This is a genomic window from Candidatus Chloroploca mongolica (assembly GCF_004762035.2).
GTDB classification, from domain to species: Bacteria; Chloroflexota; Chloroflexia; order Chloroflexales; family Chloroflexaceae; genus Chloroploca; species Chloroploca mongolica.
Map to the genome: position 1 here is coordinate 1 of NZ_SIJK02000060.1, position 18,570 is coordinate 18,570.

The window sequence follows — 18,570 nt, forward strand, 5'->3', positions numbered from 1 at the left end:
ATCCGGTGTACGGGCACCCCTTGCGGGTGCCCTTGCGGGTGCCCTTGCGGGTGCCTTGGCGGGGTGCATACACGGAAGATGCAATCGCTCTGCCTCACCATCACCTGTTTGTTGCAGAGGACGGTAGCACACGGTACACTACCCGTACGCTCTGTTAAAGGAAAGGATATGGTACGGTGACAACTTCGATCACCTTGACTGAACAGGAAGAAACAGCGCTTCAGACAATTGCGCAGCAGACGGGGAAGACACCCGATGAACTGCTGCGTGAAGCCGTCGAGCAATTGCTGGTGCAGTATCAGCAAACGCATCGCCGTGCCCTCTTGCAGCAGGCACGCGGGATGTGGCGCGATCGCACCGACCTTCCGACCCTCGAAACCTTGCGCCGCGAGTTTGATCGCGCTGGGGTATAAACCTGATGACGACACCCCTCACACCCGTGCTGATCGACACCGACGTGCTGATCGATTATCTCCGTGATAAGCAAGAAGCCGTTGCTTATGTCGACAATCTGACGGTGCCGCTCTTTCTGTCGGTCATCAACGTAGCTGAACTCTACGCTGGCGTGCGGGATGGGGCCGAACGGACGAAACTGGACGCGTTTATCAACGCCTTCACCATTGTGCCGCTTGATCGTGAGATCGGTGTTACAGGCGGTCTGTATCGCCGCGACTATGGAAAAAGTCATGGAACCGGACTGGCAGATGCGCTCATTGCCGCAACAGCAAGGCTTCATTCGCTCACCCTGGTGACATTAAACAAAAAGCACTTTCCGATGCTCACCTCCCTCATCGTGCCGTATTAGGGAAGCTGCCAGCGGCGTACCTGACGTTTATCGTATAGGTGTCCTGGTGCCGGATCGTGCGAGGGAGCAATGGTAATGTCTGATGAACGAGCCAAGCAGTTGGCGTTTTTGCGCCAGCAACGGGATGCCGCCCCGGATGCCGCATCGCGGGCGATGTATGACGGGTTACTCGCCAGTCTGGAAGCGCTCCCAGCGCACGAGGTGCGCACCGAGGGCGGTGATTATGCCGAGGGTTCGCTCGATAAACGGATGGGTACGTTTATCGAGGGCCATCAGTACCAGTTGCATTTCAGCGGGGCCCAGTTTCTGGATGGCTTGGCGCTGCTTGCAGGGAATCCTGCTGACTATGGGGCCGCGCTCCGGCGTTATTTGACTCACCTCTACCGTGAGTATGCCGGGCTGGATCTGCGGGGCATTGACGATCGCCCGCTTGATATGCCGCTCAGCGAACTCTATGTCTCGTTGAACCTGCACGAACCGCCGCCTGCGGACTTAGCGGGGCGCGGGGCGCTGCGCGGCTTTATGGCGAAGGTTGGGCGATTCTTTCAGGTTGGCCAGGGCGAGGTTGACGTGGGCGACGTTGCGGGGCGGCCTGAGTCCGTCGATTGGACGCAGGCGCTCCGCCATCCGCGCCTGGCCGTGGTGGGGGCGCCGGGCAGTGGCAAAACGACGCTCTTGCACTATACCGCTGTTCGTCTGGCTGAGGTGCTGGCGCGGGATGATGCGCCCCAGTTGGCGGCGCTGGGGCTTGCGGCGACTGGTTCGACGACCCCTCCCGTGCCCCTCTTGCTGCCCCTGCGCGAGTTGGGCAGCTTTCTGCACGAGTGCAACGGCAAAGAGTTGGCGGGGGTGGGGCCACGGCTGCTGCTCGAGTGCCTGACGAATTATTATGCGCGTTTTGATTTAGCGTTGCCTGCGGATTTCTTTGCTCGCCTGTGCGAAGCCGGGCGTGCGCTGTTGCTGCTCGATGGGCTTGATGAAGTTGCCAGTACCGCTGACCGTGCGCTGGTCAGTAGCATTGTGCGCACCTTTGTCGGGCGGTATCAGCGCTGTCGGTATGTGATCACGTCGCGGGTGGCCGCCTACCAGGGCGATGCGCAACTGGGGGCCGGGTTTCGCATCTGTACGGTCGCTGATCTGGATGCAACGCAACAGCAGCGCTTCATTGGCAACTGGAGTCGTAGTCTGCATCGGTTGCTCTATCAGGTAGATGGGCCGGAACTAGCGCGTCGGGCCGGGCGGTACGCCGACGAACTCTGGCAGGCGCTCGAGCTCAATGAACGGGTCGCCGGTTTGGCGAGCAATCCCCTGTTGCTGACCGTGGTGGCGGTCATTTTCTACAACAACTATGTGTTGCCCGAAGACCGGGCGGCGCTCTATGAAGAGTGTGTCGAGGTCTTGCTGCGGGGTGGGCGGGGCAAGGCTGACCGCCCCGGTCAGCAGCGACGCGAGTATGCGGGACGTCCCGAATTGACGATGGGCCTGGATCCCAAGCGCGAGATCCTGGCGGCTGTGGCGTATCGCATGCACCAGCGGGGTGAAGCCGGACTCTTCATCGAGCGTGACGAACTGGTGCGCGAAGTCGCCGCTGTGCTCCATGGGCGCTATGCAACGCCGGCGGAACTGGCCAAGAGTTTCGTGGACGAGTTGCCGGTGCATATTGGCTTGCTTGATGAGCGCGAGCCTGACCGCTACCGTTTCAGCCATCTCTCGTTCCAGGAATTCTTGGCGGCACGGCACATTGCCGAGGCCCCCGACGAACGCTGGGGGGAGCTCCTTGACCGTTACCAGGATACCTGGTGGCGCGAGGTCATCTTGCTGTGCGCGGGGCATCTGAGTCAGGAGCGTTGCTGGCGCTTCCTGAGCCTCCTCTGTGCGCGTGGCGACACCCCCGCTGAGCGGGTCAGTGCGTTGGCGCTTGCCAGCGATGCGTTGACCGAGTTAGAGCGCTTCAAAGGTCAGGGTTCCCTGTCTGCTACGATCCAGGCTGATGCACACCACATCCTGGAACGTCAACCCGCCACGGCGGTGCCAGCGCGGGCTCGCGTGCAATGCGGGCGGATTCTGGCCCGCCTAGGCGACCCCCGCCCCGGTGTCGGCACGCTGCCCCCCGCGATGCTGGAACTGCCTGGGGGTAGCGTGATGCTGGGGGTAACCGCTGCGGAGCGTGCCCAACTGCCAAGTAATAGGCAGAGTTGGTTTGCCGATGCTCAGAACGAGGTGGAGGTGCCCGTTCCCGGGTTCGCGATCGGGCGCTACCCAGTGACGAATGCGCAGTATGCCGAGTTTATCGCCGCAGGCGGGTATGATCCAGCGGCCCCCTGGTGGGATGCGGCAGGGCGGGCATGGCTGGCCCGCGATGATGCTGCCACGGAGGGGTTGGAACCGTGGCAGCGGCGGCAGCGTAAAGATCAGCCAGAGGAATGGGATGACGAAGCGTTCGGGCACGGGCGTGGGAACTCTCCGGTGGTCGGGGTCAATTGGTATGAAGCCATGGCCTTTGGCCGCTGGCTGACGGCGTCTCTGAACGATGGCTTCGTCTACCGCCTGCCGAGTGAGGCAGAGTGGGAGTATGCGGCGCGGGGGCCAACGCGGCGGAACTATCCGTGGGGTGCGGCTGAGCCTGAGGGTGAGCAGGCGAACTTTGATCAGATCTATCGTGGCACGACCGCAGTGGGTTGTTTCCCGTCCGGGGCGACGCGGGACGGGGTGCTGGATCTGGCAGGCAACGTGTGGGAATGGACGCGGAGTGTGTATCGTCCGTATCCCTATAACCCCGACCTCGACAATGGACGAGAGGAGGGAGCTGATGCGGTTAAGAAACGCTTTACACTTCGTGGCGGCTCGTGGAACGATGTTTCGTTCCTCCTGCGCGCGGCCAACCGCTACCATGTTACGCCCGACTACCATGATCGGAATGTGGGTTTTCGGCTTGCCCGGCACCCACATGTGTAAAGTGTTCTGTATTCTGTCGCGTGACGTAAGTAGTGCCGTACAGCGAGCACAGGTACGGCTAGCGGGGGCGCGGCGCGGTGCGGGGGGATGCAAGGGGGCGCCCCCCCTTGCTTGCGCCCGTGGCGCAACGGCGCGGCAGGTAGGGGTGGAGAGCGATGAAAACATACAACCATCTCTTTGCCCAGGTCGCTTCCTTTGACAACCTCTGGCATGCCTTTCACCGGGCCCGCCGTGGCAAACGGAGCAATGGGGAAGTCGCGTCGTTTGAGTATCATCTCGAGCGCAACTTGTTGACGTTAGAAACCGAACTGCTCACGGGAACCTATCAACCAGGTGGCTATCGCCATTTTTATATCACCGAACCCAAACGACGGAAGATCAGTGCGGCCCCCTTTCGTGATCGGGTGGTGCATCATGCCCTCTGCGCCGTCATTGAACCGATCTTCGAGTGCCGGTTTATTCATCATTCGTATGCGTGCCGTGTCGGCAAAGGCACGCATCGTGCCCTCGATGCAGCGCAAGCCCTGGCCCGCCGCTATCGCTATGTTTTGCAAGGTGATATCGTCCAGTTCTTTCCCAGTGTGGATCATCAGATCCTCCGGGCCTTGTTGGCCCGCCGGATCGCTGATCCCCAGGTCATGGCCTTGATTGACCTGATCTTGGCGACCGGGGCCGGTCACCTGGAGAGCGAGTATACCATGCAGTGGTTTCCTGGCGACGACCTCTTGAACCCGTTGGAACGCCCTCGGGGGCTGCCGAATTGAGCAGGCCACCTGATCGGCATACATGTACCTGTTCAGACTTGAGGGAAAGCACCACCCTGGGAGCGCGGGCGGCTCGCCCGCTCGGGTCTGGATGCGGGCGAGCCGCCCGCGCTCCCAGGAGACGTGTGAACCAGGGTTGATGCAAAGTCTCAATAGGGTTAAGTGGTATCCGCAAATGACGCAGATGCGGAAGCTGTAATCTGCGTAATCTGCGTAATCTGCGGACAATCGAAATGACGTTGCATCAGCCCTGTGTGAACAGTTACGCACGCATGCATCATCAACGGGAAGGCGTTATAATAGCGTGACACTCCGCAGCGGCTCAAGCCGCGCGGCTTCTTGGCCCAACCCGCCTCGTGGCGAGCTTGACGACCAACGGATCTGTCCGACCCGGTTCCCGAAGGAACGTGGTGCACCATGCAAAGGAACACCTGACATGTTTGACGCCACGCAGGATTTGGGCGTGGCAACCCGCAACATATCCTTCTGTTCAGGTGCGGCTCCCGAAGGAGCACCTGTGCAGCCCGAAGGCCCACATTGCGGGCATGATAGCACAAAAGTTCAATGACGGCAATGTTTTGGCTGAAGCCAGCAAGAAACCCGCCTCACCGCACGCGCTCAAGCGCGGCGGCTTGCGGCGGGTTCCCAAAGGTCAATTCTGCGCGACACGGCAGAAGGGGCCAAAGAGAACCGCGCCATGCCAGGGCTAGTAGGGCCATACGGTGCCTGAACATCAGGGGATGGCGCACCTGTTTTTCTTATGAACGATACCCTTGCGACGACGATTACGCAATTGCTGGGGCTCCATGCGCAGGGCTTGCTTGATGATGCCGAGTTGACGGCCAAGCTCGATCAACTGCGCGCCCGCGTTGGGGCGTCGGCGGTGGCCGAGGTGTTGGCCGCGTGCGCAACCGAGGCGCCGCTGCCGTCGCCAGCCGAGGTGCCGCGTGTCCATGTGCAGACCGTGACTGGCAGTCCGCAGGTGGCGGTGGCGGGTGATGTCCACGGGCATCTCTTTCTCGATGGTCAGCGCACAGAGGCCCATGCCACGCTGCTTGCCACCTATCTCCAGCGGGTGGTCGCCGCGTGTGCGACGCTCTCGTTGCAGCCCTTTCATGATCAGCGCGATCTGCGCGAAACGTTGGCCGTGGGGCTGGCGCAGGTCTATACTGAATTGGCGACCACCGCTGATCCCGTGCGGCGTGAACGACTGACGCCGGCGGAACTGGCGTCGTTCGATGCCGCAGCCTTCTGGCGTGACCATGTGGGTCCGCAGCATGGGCCTCGCCAGCGTCGCCTCTCCGTGATCCGCCCGGCGACGGACGACGAGCAGCGCCAGGCGCACGCGCTGCCGCCAGGGCAACGCGGAGGACGCCCTGATCGGCCTGACCCTTGGGTTGAACACGCCTGCGAGACGCTCGATGCGGCCCAGTTCGCTCAGGTGGTGGCCGCACATCCCTGGGTGCAGCTAACGGGGCCCCAACTGGTGACGGAGGCGATTGCGGGAACGCTGCGGTTGGTGCTGCTGGGTGAGCCAGGGAGTGGCAAGAGTACCGCCTGTCGCTATCTCGCCCTGACCCTGGCCCAGGCGGCCCTGACGCCCACGGTGCCGCTGCCTGATGTCCTGCTGGGGTGGCCTGCGGCGACCGTGCCTCAGATCCCGGTGCTGGTGCCGCTGCTGCCCTTTGCCCGTCGGCTCGAAGCTGCGCCGGGACAGGCGCTGGATGCGACGGCGCTCTGGAATCACGTGGCGGCCACGTGGCAAGGCGAGGGCCGTTCGCCTGGGCTCGCGGCCGCGCTGCATCACGAACTCGACGCCGGGCGGATGATCCTCTTCCTGGATGGCCTGGACGAGGTGCCCACCGTGGCGACGCGCCGCTTGGTGGTTCAGGCGCTTGAGGCCTTTGCAACGGCGTACCCTGACGCTCATATGGTGGTGGCCTGCCGCGTGCGCGCCTACGAGGGTGCCCGCGACCACGGGTGGCACCTGGCGGGGTGGCCGACGGCGACCCTGGCCCCCTGGACAGACGGCCAGATGCGCCAGTTTGTGGCCGGGTGGTATGCCGCGATCGGTGGCCTGCCCGCAACCGAGCGTGCGCGGCGCCAGGCCGATTTGCAACTGGCGCTGACGCGTCGCCCTGACCTGCAACGGCTCGGGAGCAATCCGATGCTGTTGACGATCATGGCGCTGGTGCATTTCAATGAGAGCCAGTTGCCCGAAGAACGTGCGGCCTTGTATGGCCGCTGCGTGGCGATCTTGCTGGCCCGGTGGGAACTGGGACGGATTGATGCTGGCTACGTCAGTGCCTATGGCTCGTTGATGACCTATCTGGGGATGCCCGAGGTGGATGTGCAGCGGTTGCGTCCGATGCTGCAGCAGGCAGCCTATCGTGCGCACCAGGCGCATGCAGCGGGCCAGCCGGGTCGGCTTGCACGGGCCGAGGTGCGCGAGTTGGTCGCGGAGGCGTTAGCCGAGTTGCAGCATCCCAATCCCTACGAAGGGGCGAAACAGTTCCTGACCTACACCGACGGGCGGGCCGGGTTACTGCATGCGCAGGGGGCCGGGGAAGACTATGTCTTTCCGCATCAGACCTTTCAAGAGTATCTGGCGGGCCTGGAACTGGTGAGGGGTCCGGCCTTCGTCGAGCGGATGATGGCCGTGCGGCACGACGACCGGTGGCAGATTCCGATGATGCTGGGGCTCGGGCATGCGGTGCATGAAGGCTTGTTTGCCATCCCGTACCAATTCCTGAACCGACTGCGCTGTCTGCGCGAGCGCAGTGCCGGGCAGCGACAGCAGGATCTGCTCTTGGCGGCAGTGATCGCGGCGGATGTGGGCTGGAAGCGCCTGCGACGCGGGGGCGACGAATTCGGGCAACTCCAGGAGGATCTGGCGGCGGATCTGGCGACCCTGATCACCGACCCGACCGTCCCGGCGGCGGTACGCGTTCAGGCGGGCGCTCTGGTCGCGCCGCTGGGCGACCCCCGCCCCGGTGTCTGCACGCTGCCCCCCGCGATGGTGGAACTGCCTGGGGGCAGCATAATGCTGGGGGTGACTGCTGCGGAGCGTGCCCAACTGCCAAAGGATTGGCAGGTTTTGTTTCGCGATGCCGAGAATGAGGCGGATGTGCCCGTTCCCAGGTTCGCCATCGGGCGCTACCCGGTGACGAATGCGCAGTATGCCGAGTTTATCGCCGCAGGCGGGTATGATCCAGCGGCCCCCTGGTGGGATGCGGCAGGGCGGGCATGGCTGGCCCGCGATGATGCTGCCACGGAGGGGTTGGAACCGTGGCAGCGGCGGCAGCGTAAAGATCAGCCAGAGGAATGGGATGACGAAGCGTTCGGGCACGGGCGTGGGAACTCTCCGGTGGTCGGGGTCAATTGGTATGAAGCCATGGCCTTTGGCCGCTGGCTGACGGCGTCTCTGAACGATGGCTTCGTCTACCGCCTGCCGAGCGAAGCGGAGTGGGAGTATGCGGCGCGGAGGCCAACGCGACGGATCTATCCGTGGGGGGCGGCTGAGCCTGAGGGTGAGCGGGCCAACTTTAATCGGATCTATGATGGCACGACCGCGGTGGGCTGTTTCCCGGCCGGGGCAACGCCGGACGGGGTGCTGGATCTGGCAGGCAACGTGTGGGAATGGACGCGGAGCGTGTATCGCCCGTATCCCTACGATCCCGCCCTCGACGACGGACAGGAGGAGGGGGCTGATGCCGCCGAAAAACGCTTTACACTTCGTGGCGGCTCGTGGGACGATGGGTCGTTCTTCCTGCGCGCGGCCTACCGCCCCCGTAATACGCCCGTCCTCCATTTTCGGGATGTGGGTTTTCGGCTTGCCCGGCACCCACATGTGTAAAGCGTTCTGTGTTCTGTCGCGAGGCGTAAGTACCGCCGTGCAGTGAGCACAGGTACGGCTAGCGGGGGCGCGGCGCGGTGCGGGGGGATGCAAGGGGGCGCACCCCCTTGCTTGCGCCCGTGGCGCAACGGTGATGAAGCCATCCATCGGGGAGACACGCCTTCCGTCGGCGTCAACGCCTCGGCTCGAGTATGCGAAGCCCACCTTCGTGGGCTGGACGTGATGTTTTTTCTCATCTGTCCTGGGAGCGAGGGCGTCCCGCCCTCGGTATGCCTTCGCGGGCGTCTCGCCCTCGCTCCCAGGCTGGCCTGTTACCTCACATGTGAACATGTACGAGCAAGCAGCATCTTGCAGGCATTGAACAATCGTCCTACAATAGAGGCAATGTGGGTTGATGGTATGGCGGCTAGCCAATGCGCTGGAAAGGATTCTGTTGATGACGCTTACCCTTGAACCACCTGTCTTGCCGATGACACTGACGCCGCATGGGGTGGTGTTGGTGCGGGGGACACGCGTGCCGATTGAGACCCTCATTACCGCGTTTCTCCAGGGTGACACCCCCGAAGAGATGGCCCAAAATTTTCCTACGGTGAGTGTGGCGGATGCATATGCGGTCATCGCTTACTATTTGCAGCACCAGACCGCAGTTGAACGGTACCTTGAGGAACGCGGGCAGCGTCGTGCTAAGGTGCAGGATCGTGTTGAAGCCCAGCAACAGCTCCATGGGCTCCGCGCCCGTCTTTTGGCACGTCAGGCCGAGCATGAAACTCCTCGCTGATGAGAATTTTCACCGTGCGATTGTGCGCGGTCTCCTGCGGCATATGCCGCAGCTTGATCTTGTTCGTGTGCAAGATGTTGGTCTACGTGGCGCTGATGATCCAACCGTCCTGGCCTGGGCCGCTGGCGAAGGTCGGCTGATTCTTACGCATGATGCCGAAACCTTGATTGCTGATGCCTATGTGCGGGTACGATCTGCTTTGCCCATGCCTGGGGTGATTGAGGTGAGTCAAACTGCGCCGATCGGCGTCGTCATTGAGGATCTTATCCTCCTGATTCAGGGAAGTCTGCCGAACGAGTGGGAGCATCAAGTTCTCTCTGTGCCACTTCGCTGATCGGGGCCAATGAAGCATGTCATCTGGCGATTGATGGAACCTATGAACAATCCCCTTGCGACGACGATCACGCAATTGCTGGGACTCCATGCGCAGGGCTTGCTTGAAGATGCCGAGTTGACGGCCAAGCTTGATCAGCTGCGCGCCCGCGTCGGGGCGTCGGCGGTGGCCGAGGTGTTGGCAGCGTGCGCGACCGAGGCACCGCTGCCAGCGGTGGTTGGGCCGCTGTTATCGCCTTCTGCGCACTAGCGAGCTGTGATCAACTCCTGCAAGCCCCGATAGAAGGTCTGGAAGCTTCGCGAGCGATTCCGTTCAGGTTGCATGTGGGCCGCCACTCGGCGCGCCACTTCAATCTTGGGCAGACCGCCCTGGTGGTAGCCCGCCCGCTGAAGTTCGCGTTCAAGCGCTTCCCAGGTGCCGCCAACCATTGTATCGGGATCGCGGTAACGCTCGCGCCGTTCCAGGTTGGCACGTATCCGTGGGTAGACCGTGCGCAGAGCGGCAAGATCACCAAGGAACCATGCTTCGAGCTCTTCGATAGCAAGACGATTCAAAACCTGGAAAGGTTGCCCTGCTTCTCCAGCCCCTTTCGGTGTTAGTCCGGCCTCACGAGCGATCTGATCGAGGTGGTGCTTTAAGGCCACACAATCATCATCATCGCGATCAACCAGCACGACGATGCGCCAATCCGCAGGCATCCAACTTGCCAGGGCGCGTAGGCGGAGCGGCAGGTTGTTGAGCAGATCGGCTTTGCCTTGAAAGACCTGGACATCGAACTCGATGGCCTCGCCCAGCATCCTTGGGGCTAAGATGCGCAGCGCCGCTTCGGCTGAAGGTTCTTCTGTGAAAAATAGGATGAACATAGCACTTGGATGGCGGTCACTCATGGCGGTCGTCTGGGTTATCACCGCGTTGCGGTGAGGTGTCAAGGCGGAAGTTCCTTCGCTTTGGTTGCCCAGAGGCGGTGAGTGGATCGCCAAGCTCGAAGGCACCCTCCATCCAGAGTTGACCAAGTTTGCCGCCCTGGGCGATTGCCGCTGGAATGCCGCGCATCTCTGCCGCTCGACGGGCCTGGGTATAACCCTCTTCGTTGCGGTAGAGCACCCAGAGTTCTTCGGGCCGCAATGTGTTGACAAAGAACGGTGAGTGCGTCGTGACCATCAGTTGGGTACGCGCTGAGGCTGTGCGGATCTCTTCCGACAGTTCGGGCAGGAGGCGTGGATGCAGGTGATTTTCCGGCTCTTCAATGCCAATGAGCGGTGGTGGCTCGGGATCATAGAGCACAATCAGGTACGCCAAGAGCTTGAGGGTGCCGTCAGAGGCAAAGCGCGCGAGGATTGGGCGCTCGAAGGGTGCGTCTTTCAGCTGGAGCAGCAGGCGACCATCTTCCATCAAGTTTGCTTGCACATGCTCCAGGTGCGGGACACGGCGTGCCAGGACGCTCAGGATCTCAGCGAGCCGTTCGGGATGGTGCTCTTTGAGGTACTGCATCACATTGGGCAGATTATCGCCCGTGGCGGAGAGGCGCTCTTGTGGCCCGGCTTCGGGTGTGGTGCGGGTATGCTCGGCCGTGAGATACGACAGATACCAACCTGTAATGAAGCGGCGCAGAGCGCTTACGCGGGGGTGGCTGGCGAACTGGCCGAGCGTATTCACTGCGAGCAACTCTGGTGAGGTCAGACGCTCTTCAATGCGCTCGTCCGACGCATCCGGGGCTTCACCGCTGATCACCTGGCCTACCCCATGGCGAAAATCGAGGAAGCGAAAAGGTTTGCCTTGCTGTCCACGTCGCCACTGCAACCACTCTTCAGCCACGAAGGGACCGCGAACGCTTTCATCAATGGCGAGGTGGTAAGTAATCACCCGCGACTCGGGCATTGAATCAGGTCGTTCGCGATACTTCAACTCAATCACAATCGGTCCCTCAGCCCCACGGCTCCGCAGTTCACGAAAACGCCCGCGGCGATCCCATGCCTTACGCAGTCCCACTGAAAAGCACTCTGCGAGGAAGGCAAAGACATCAAAGATGGTGGACTTGCCGCTGCCATTCGGCCCAAGCAGCACTGTCATTGGGGTCAAATGGCGCAACTGAAGGTCGCGCAGCGCACGGTAGTTTTGCACCGACAACTCTTCAAGGCGCGGGACGGATGCACGTGGCATCTTCATTTCGTTCATCCTGCTTCCTCCTGCATCCCCGCCATCCCCATCTCATTCACCTGCTCGCTATCGACCTACCGTCAGGGCTTGAACGATGGCGGCCATCGTATCACCATTGCTCGATGCAAGTATAGCATGTACCAGTTGCTAGGCTGCGCTCATCGCCTACTATGACGACGACTCCCTGTTCTTCGCCCTGCGCTACCCGCTCAGAAGACCAGGTAATTGACGCAGGTTTGATAGACTCCACCATCCCAGCCTTCATGGAACACGATTGTGCCAGGATGTTCTGAATTGACTTTGACCTGGATCGTATGGCTCCCGGCCTCAAGATTCAGGAGGCGCTGCTCAGCGAGATTAACCCATGTGTCAGTATCGGTGAGGTGAATACTCGCCATCACGTGTGTCCCATTCACATAAGTGAATACGTTAAATAGCCCTACCGATGCCCCATCATTCGCAAGCACAATACCATCAAGCCATACCAGGACGTGCGCTGCCTCGTTGAGGGAAAACGCGAGCTCAAGTTCAGGTACGTCGAGCAGTTGCCAGTTCCCAGGAGGGGTCAACTCGACAGGCCCGTTCACGCACTTGCGCCCGGAGTTCAATGATACCTTGTCACTGGTGACAGCGCCCGTCGCAAGTTTGTCACTGGTGACGGCCCCTGCCGCAAGTTTGCTGTTGGTGATGGCTCCGTCCGCCACAGTGTGGGCGCTGGGGACACTGCCCAGTTTCTCGCGCGGGGTCATTTCGGGGTCACCATCAACACTGAGGCCCAGCCAGACGGCCTGGCTGATGGTGGTGGTTTCCAGCGGCGTGACCGAGCCGAGAGCGACGGTAAAGAGGCCGTTGGTGACGGGGACGGCATTCGCGCCGGTGCGAACTTCTGTCCAGAGCAGGGTTTGTTGGGCATCGTAGAGCTTGAAGGTCATTGGCAAGGTTGCGGTAAGAGGGCTGCCATTGGCATCACTCAACCGCCCCTGATAGGTGATGGTACTAGCAGAGGTGCCAGTTTGCGGGAGGGAAACCGTTGGCCCGGCCAGGGTCTGGCTGGCAAGCACGAGCAGCACAACGAGGAAGACCGTAGCGCCGTTGATGATGAGTTGCGTGCGAAGGGTGATTGATGACATCTGAAACCTCCTTTATCGTGGGATAGGCCTGGGTCTTGGGTCTGCGCAAGAGCCTCACAATCCAGCGGTCACAATGATGCGCCGCCCAAAACGAGGGTCGCCATCGATGCCAAACTGATACTTCGTGTTGCTACCTTCCGGGCTGCCAAGGATGCGAATGACAAGTGTTCCACCAACAAAATCCTCCATCGTGCCAATTAATGTCCCTTGTGACCAAGACGAGGTAGAGAAAAAGATATGTGAGGGAATGTGGTCTGACAGAATTGTTCCTGATGGTGAATCCAAGAAAATCGATCCATGCGATCCTCCTTGATAGACTCCAGTCAAGGTTGCTTGAATAACAAGATCGCCCGCAGGAACATCTTCAAAGGTAAAGGTACTAATGGTTGCAAGGCCACCTTCCCAAGACACCTGACTATTATCGCGAGCCATATAGGTTTGCGTTGCCAAGGTAGCACTGGTGACCGCTCCTGCCGCAAGTTTGTCACTGGTGACCGCGCCGGTCGCAAGTTTGTCACTGGTGACGGCCCCGGTCGCAAGTTTGCTGGTGGTGATGGCCCCGTCCGCCACGGTGTGGGCACTGGGGACACTGCCCAGTTTTTCGCGTGGGGTCATTTCGGGGTCACCATCAACACTGAGGCCCAGCCAGACGGCCTGACTGATGGTGGTGGTTTCCAGTGGCGTGACCGAGCCGAGAGCGACGGTAAAGAGGCCGTTGGTGACGGGGACGGCATTCGCGCCGGTGCGAACTTCTGTCCAGAGCAGGGTTTGTTGGGCATCGTAGAGCTTGAAGGTCATTGGCAAGGTTGCGGTAAGAGGGCTGCCATTGGCATCACTCAACCGCCCCTGATAGGTGATGGTACTGGCAGCGGTGCCCGTTTGCAGGAGAGAGACCGTCGGCCCGGCCAGGGTCTGGCTGGCAAGCACGAGCAGCGCAACCAGGAAGATCGTAGCGCCGTTGATGATGAGTTGCGTGCGAAGGGTGATCGATGACATCTGAAACCTCCTGCTTCCCTTAGCGTCGAATCAAAGGCAGGTAGACATTGCCCCGTTGTGATGGCATGGCTTGATCGCTGGTCGCCCAGTAGCCCAGGCTCGCCTGGAAACGCGCACTGGTGAGTTGTTCGCTACTGGCGAGGGTTTGCCCGCTGGTTCCGTTAAGTTGGAAGCGTGATGAACTCATGGTGCCGCCACTGGTGCCAATGACCCCTTGAGCGAGCCGGAAGCGCGTTGAAGTCGGACGGGGTGGGTAGAAATCAAGGGTGACGGCATTGAGTTGAAGGCTCTGTGTGCGATTACCAGCGCGATCACGCACCTGGATGAAGGGACGCACGGTCGTGCCATGCACCTGCTCCGTTGACCACCAGAACGGCGAGACAAGCGGCTGCCAAGCCTCCCAGGTGATACCATCCAGGCTGACGCGCACCTCACGGGCACCACTGAGATCAGTGGTCGTGAGGTGAATGGGCAGCCTAGTGTGATCGGCTGTTGGTTGAGCGTGGGCCAGCGTCGCCGTCACTACCGGGGCCTCGCGGTCGAGGATGACTTCGCGCACGCGCTGTGCGGGCAACATCAACGTATTCCCGGCGCGATCGATCGCGTGGATCGAGAAGACGATGCGTTGATCGGCCAGCGCACTGGCATCCCAGGTAAAGGTATACGGAAGTTCAGCAACGCGCCCAAGTTCATGCCACGTGCCATCGTAGTGGGCATGGAACGATACGACGGCCACACCGCTCAACGCATCGCTCGCCTCGGCCTCCAACAGAAAGACAGGGTTACTGGTTGCACTCTGGTGAACCGGTGTGTTCAAGGTGCCCGTTGGCGGCGTGGTATCCTTGGTGACGGTGCGTGTTCCTTCGGGGGCCAGCGCCACATTGCCGGCGCGATCATAGATATCAAAGCCCAGGATGATCGCCTGATCGGCGATCCCTGCCGTGTTCCACGTCATCGCATAGGGCGGTTCATGGTCTGTCCCAATGACGTGCCAACTCCCATTGTAGTGGGCGGTAAAATTGACATACGCCACGCCACTCAGATTATCGCTGGCATGCCCAGCAAGTTGCACCTCCTTGCCGATGAAGGCCTGGTGCGCAGGGGCATCATAGCCACCGGTCGGCAGGGTGGCATCTTTGATGATCGTGCGCGTCCCTTCTGGTGCATAGGCGACATTACCGGCGCGATCGTAGATATCGAAGCCCAGAATGATGGTTTGATCCGCAAGGCCCGAGGCATCCCAGGTATATTCATAAGGTGCCGTGTTGTCAGCCGCAATCAGGTGCCAGTTCCCGTCATAGTGGGCCGTAAAATTGACATGATCGACCCCGCTGAGCGCATCACTTGCATGCCCGCGCAAGGTAATCTGCGAACGAAAGGCGGTACCGTCGGCGGGTTCATCATAGCCGCCCGTGGGTGCAACCTGATCGAAATTGGGGAGTTGGATAAATTCAATCGTTGAACGTGGCCTATTCGTGATCCGATACGGCGTGCCATTACGGGTGGGATCATTGCAATTGTTTTGTTCGCCACCGACGGCCCAACTGAGTTGCGTAATCGTGAAATCAATCGTAGTGTCATTGTAGCTATGGACTTGCTCAACATAGGCTACGTGTTGAAGATAGGTGCCCCCTGCTTGTGGATAGACCGTAATCGCACCTGCTTGTGGCAATGAATTGACGACATAGCCCTGACCACGCATACAATTTGCCCACAGATCGGCATTAAGACGGCACGAAGGTGGCACATCAGGACGACGGTGGAAGGCCCACCAGGTACAATTCCCGTTGTTATTTGCTGAATCACAAGGGAAGGGATTGTTGGGACTGTAGTGGCCACAACAGACTGCGACCTGGGGAGTGAGGTTTGTGGTAGGGGGAAGAAAATCAGGCAAGGTGGATGCAGTTGAACTGCTTACCTGATCTGTCCAGGCGAGGCCTCGGACGATCTGATTGAATTCACCTTCCGCCTCACTATTCTCTGGTAGAGCATAAAAATCGAAGACGAGCACTTCCTTCTGTGCAGCAACGGCCACAAAGATGGAACGAGCCTCACCTAGAGCCTCTGGATAGCTCACAATAGAAGGGGCTCCCGCAAGGGTTCCTTGCTGAGCAATGGAACTTCCAAATTGGTGTTGTGCTACCTCTTCCCACCAGGATTCTAATGATTGGTCAGGCAGCAAGGGCCAACGACTGACACGCATGGTACTCCCATACGGCCCACGAAACTCAACTTGATGGAGCAAGACACGTGGATCAGAAGATGCACGTTGTTTGGTCATGCCACGAGACCAGGTTGGTGGATAACGCAGGGTAAAACCAAGCTCATCGTCACGATAGATATGCCATCCATCGGCGTTATTCGATGGCAAGGCGGCCAAGACAGGCGTTGCGCCAAACGATATGGATGAACAGAAAACGAACAAGCTGAGAACGAACAGAAACGTTGAACGTGTTTTGAAAGAGGGCGAGAGTGACATAGCTTATTCCTAGCACAGCACGCAGATTCCTCCGCAAGTCGAGTAAATCCGGCAAGCCTATACAACGTGTGACTTCCTGCTCTTATCTCATCAGTACCACATTGGCCTGAAAAACTCTTGGTGTGCAGCCTTGAGTTGTGAGAATATAACCAACCTGTTTCCAAACAGGTTCGTGATCCTTCGGCGAACATGTGTCCAGGTTGACCAGCCTGGTGTATAATTTTTGGACAGAAGCGACCAAGAGTCCGGTGGAGACGCGCATGCAGGATCAATGGCTCGATGAGCAGGTGCAGCATCAAGAACGAGGGCTTGCCGAAGCGGCACGGCAACTTGGGTTGAATCTGCCTATGGCCGATGTCCTGAAACATCACTTTGCCAATGCTGAGGAGCTTGAACGAGGGGCTGTCTTTACACGCGAAGAAGTCGTCGATTTTATGCTTGATCTGGCGGGTTACACTTCCGATAAGCCGCTCGCGAGCTTTCGCATCCTGGAACCGTCTTTTGGTAGAGGTGATTTCCTGATCAGAATCACGCATCGCTTATTAGCTTCAATCCAGGCGCAACCGCTTGAGCGCACCACCTTGATCGCTCACCTGGCCCCGGCGATCCGGGCCGTTGAAGTGCATCAGGCGAGTATTGCGCATACTAAAGCAGACCTGGCCCGCCTTCTTCGTGACCACGGTTTGCCTGACCACGAGATACGCTTGCTGCTCGATCAGTGGATCATTGAAGGCGACTTTCTGCTGGTCGATTTACCAGTTTCGTTTACCCATGTGGTGGGCAATCCCCCCTATGTGCGCCAGGAACGGATCCCAGATGCGTTACTGGCTGAATATCGCGCACGATACCGCACGATCTATGATCGCGCAGATTTATACATTCCTTTCATTGAACGGTCGCTTACCCATCTCGCGACCGATGGGGTCTGTGCCTTGATTTGCGCCGATCGATGGACAAAGAATAAATATGGTGGGCCCTTACGCCAATTCATCGCGGAACAGTATCACCTCAAAGCGTATATTGACATGGTCGATACGGATGCTTTTTCGAGCGAGGTGATTGCGTATCCTGCTATTACGGTCTTGAGCAAGACACGACCAGGCCCAACCCGCGTTGTCTGTAAACCAGCGCTTGATCGGGCCAATTTGAGCCGCATTGCGGCCGCGATGCATACCGCTGAGCTTCCCACGTACGCCGACATTACCGAGGTGACGAATGTCGCGCATGGGCGTGAACCCTGGCTCTTCCAGGCGGGCGAGCACGTCGCTCTGCTGCGCCGTCTCGAGGCAAGTTTGCCCACCTTAGAAATGGCTGGTTGTACCGTCGGGATCGGTGTGGCAACCGGGGCTGATAAGGTTTTTATCGGCAAGTATAGCGAACTACCCGTTGAAACCAGTCGCAAGCTGCCATTAGTTACGACGAGAGATATTGCTGCGGGGCGCGTCGCATGGCAAGGGCTTGCCGTCGTGAATCCATTCAATGATGATGGAACGTTGGTTGACCTCGCCCGCTTTCCGCAACTTGCCGCCTACCTTCATCAGCATGAAGTGGTCATTCGCCAGAGGAATTGCGCCAAAAAGAACCAACAAAAATGGTATCGAACGATTGACCGTATTTACCCCCATCTTGCGGCACAACCAAAATTATTAGTTCCAGACATCAAGGGCCGAGCCAACATTGTGCTGGAACAAGGACGCTATTATCCACATCACAATCTGTACTATGTGACCTCAACAACGTGGGATCTCCGTGCCTTGCAAACCGTCTTGCGATCACACTTGGCCTATCTCTTTGTTTCAACCTATTCAACGAAAATGCGCGGAGGGTATATACGCTTTCAAGCGCAATATCTTCGACGCATCAGGCTTCCCCGCTGGCAAGACATTGCAAGGCCCCTCCAGGACGAATTGATCACCTTATCGGAGGAAGAAGATCTTACCGTGCTCAATGAAGTTGTGGCATCGGTCTACAAGCTGTCGCTCGCTGAGCGACGGCTCATCGAAGGATAACCCCAGTTACGCTAGCGTTGTTCCCCCTCATAAGGCCGTACCGATGAGTCTCATCGGTGCGTCGCCACCATCGGGCGGGGGCACCTCGGTGTCATTGACGTTGTTGGCGCTTGCGGTGTGTAAGCATCACCGTGGACTGTCGCTTCAGGCGCGGGCATCTGGGTGTCATTGACGTTGTTGGCGCTGGTGTCGTTGCCGTCACGGGTGTCGCTGAGCAGCAATGAGCGGGCGACGGCGCTCAGGTCGGTGATGGCGGTCTGGATGTCCTGCTGGTGCATGCCGAGCAGATCGGCGTAGAGCTGGGCGC

15 protein-coding genes are annotated in these 18,570 nt (G+C 59.6%); 9 read left to right on the plus strand and 6 right to left on the minus strand.

Annotation, left to right across the window (positions count from 1 at the left end):
- Positions 1–176 precede the first annotated feature (176 nt).
- The 8 genes from EYB53_RS21035 (at position 177) to EYB53_RS21070 (ending at position 9,741) form a co-directional block, all read left to right on the plus strand.
- A complete protein-coding gene (locus EYB53_RS21035; protein WP_129678356.1) occupies positions 177–413 on the plus strand; it encodes a YlcI/YnfO family protein in 237 nt (78 codons plus the stop codon).
- Between the two features lie 5 nt (positions 414–418).
- Positions 419–805 carry a type II toxin-antitoxin system VapC family toxin gene (locus tag EYB53_RS21040; RefSeq protein ID WP_135480736.1) on the plus strand — a complete coding sequence of 129 codons (387 nt, stop codon included), beginning with the start codon at positions 419–421 and terminating at the stop codon, positions 803–805.
- A gap of 75 nt (positions 806–880) precedes the next feature.
- On the plus strand, positions 881–3,760 hold the full coding sequence (locus EYB53_RS21045; protein WP_167857525.1) for an SUMF1/EgtB/PvdO family nonheme iron enzyme: 2,880 nt from the start codon (positions 881–883) through the stop codon (positions 3,758–3,760).
- Positions 3,761–3,915: 155 nt separating this feature from the next.
- The gene (locus EYB53_RS21050) at positions 3,916–4,524 is read left to right on the plus strand and encodes a reverse transcriptase/maturase family protein (RefSeq protein ID WP_097650746.1); all 609 of its coding nucleotides are present in this window, start codon (positions 3,916–3,918) and stop codon (positions 4,522–4,524) included.
- Positions 4,525–5,284: 760 nt separating this feature from the next.
- The gene (locus EYB53_RS21055; protein ID WP_135480740.1) at positions 5,285–8,380 is read left to right on the plus strand and encodes an SUMF1/EgtB/PvdO family nonheme iron enzyme; all 3,096 of its coding nucleotides are present in this window, start codon (positions 5,285–5,287) and stop codon (positions 8,378–8,380) included.
- Positions 8,381–8,816: 436 nt separating this feature from the next.
- Positions 8,817–9,158: a DUF433 domain-containing protein gene (locus EYB53_RS21060; RefSeq protein WP_167857526.1), complete on the plus strand. Its 342-nt coding sequence runs from the start codon at positions 8,817–8,819 to the stop codon at positions 9,156–9,158.
- On the plus strand, positions 9,142–9,492 hold the full coding sequence (locus EYB53_RS21065) for a DUF5615 family PIN-like protein (protein WP_135480745.1): 351 nt from the start codon (positions 9,142–9,144) through the stop codon (positions 9,490–9,492). The genes EYB53_RS21060 and EYB53_RS21065 overlap by 17 nt, the downstream gene beginning before the upstream one ends.
- Positions 9,493–9,534: 42 nt before the next feature.
- Positions 9,535–9,741 carry a hypothetical protein gene (locus EYB53_RS21070; RefSeq protein WP_135480748.1) on the plus strand — a complete coding sequence of 69 codons (207 nt, stop codon included), beginning with the start codon at positions 9,535–9,537 and terminating at the stop codon, positions 9,739–9,741.
- Here EYB53_RS21070 and EYB53_RS21075 read toward each other — a convergent pair.
- The 5 genes from EYB53_RS21075 to EYB53_RS21095 all read right to left on the minus strand — a co-directional run bounded on the left by EYB53_RS21075 (position 9,738) and on the right by EYB53_RS21095 (position 16,155).
- Complete coding sequence (locus EYB53_RS21075; RefSeq protein WP_135480789.1) at positions 9,738–10,355, minus strand: DUF4276 family protein; 618 nt, start codon at positions 10,353–10,355, stop codon at positions 9,738–9,740. The two genes, EYB53_RS21070 and EYB53_RS21075, sit on opposite strands and share 4 nt — an antisense overlap.
- Before the next feature lie 16 nt (positions 10,356–10,371).
- Entirely contained in the window at positions 10,372–11,658 is a 1,287-nt protein-coding gene (locus EYB53_RS21080; RefSeq protein WP_254151173.1) for an AAA family ATPase, read from the minus strand.
- A gap of 200 nt (positions 11,659–11,858) precedes the next feature.
- Positions 11,859–12,779: a DUF8740 domain-containing protein gene (locus EYB53_RS21085; RefSeq protein WP_135480750.1), complete on the minus strand. Its 921-nt coding sequence runs from the start codon at positions 12,777–12,779 to the stop codon at positions 11,859–11,861.
- Between the two features lie 54 nt (positions 12,780–12,833).
- Positions 12,834–13,775, minus strand: coding sequence for a DUF8740 domain-containing protein (locus EYB53_RS21090; RefSeq protein WP_135480752.1), 942 nt, complete (start codon positions 13,773–13,775; stop codon positions 12,834–12,836).
- Between the two features lie 19 nt (positions 13,776–13,794).
- Complete coding sequence (locus EYB53_RS21095; protein ID WP_167857527.1) at positions 13,795–16,155, minus strand: Ig-like domain-containing protein; 2,361 nt, start codon at positions 16,153–16,155, stop codon at positions 13,795–13,797.
- A 359-nt stretch (positions 16,156–16,514) separates the two neighbouring features.
- Here EYB53_RS21095 and EYB53_RS21100 point away from each other — a divergent pair, with 359 nt between their 5' ends.
- Positions 16,515–18,263 carry an Eco57I restriction-modification methylase domain-containing protein gene (locus EYB53_RS21100; RefSeq protein ID WP_135480756.1) on the plus strand — a complete coding sequence of 583 codons (1,749 nt, stop codon included), beginning with the start codon at positions 16,515–16,517 and terminating at the stop codon, positions 18,261–18,263.
- Between the two features lie 50 nt (positions 18,264–18,313).
- On the opposite strand, the gene EYB53_RS21105 is transcribed toward EYB53_RS21100, so the two are convergent.
- Positions 18,314–18,541 (minus strand): hypothetical protein, encoded by a 228-nt coding sequence (locus EYB53_RS21105; RefSeq protein WP_135480759.1) that lies wholly within the window; start codon positions 18,539–18,541, stop codon positions 18,314–18,316.
- Between the last annotated feature and the right edge of the window lie 29 nt (positions 18,542–18,570).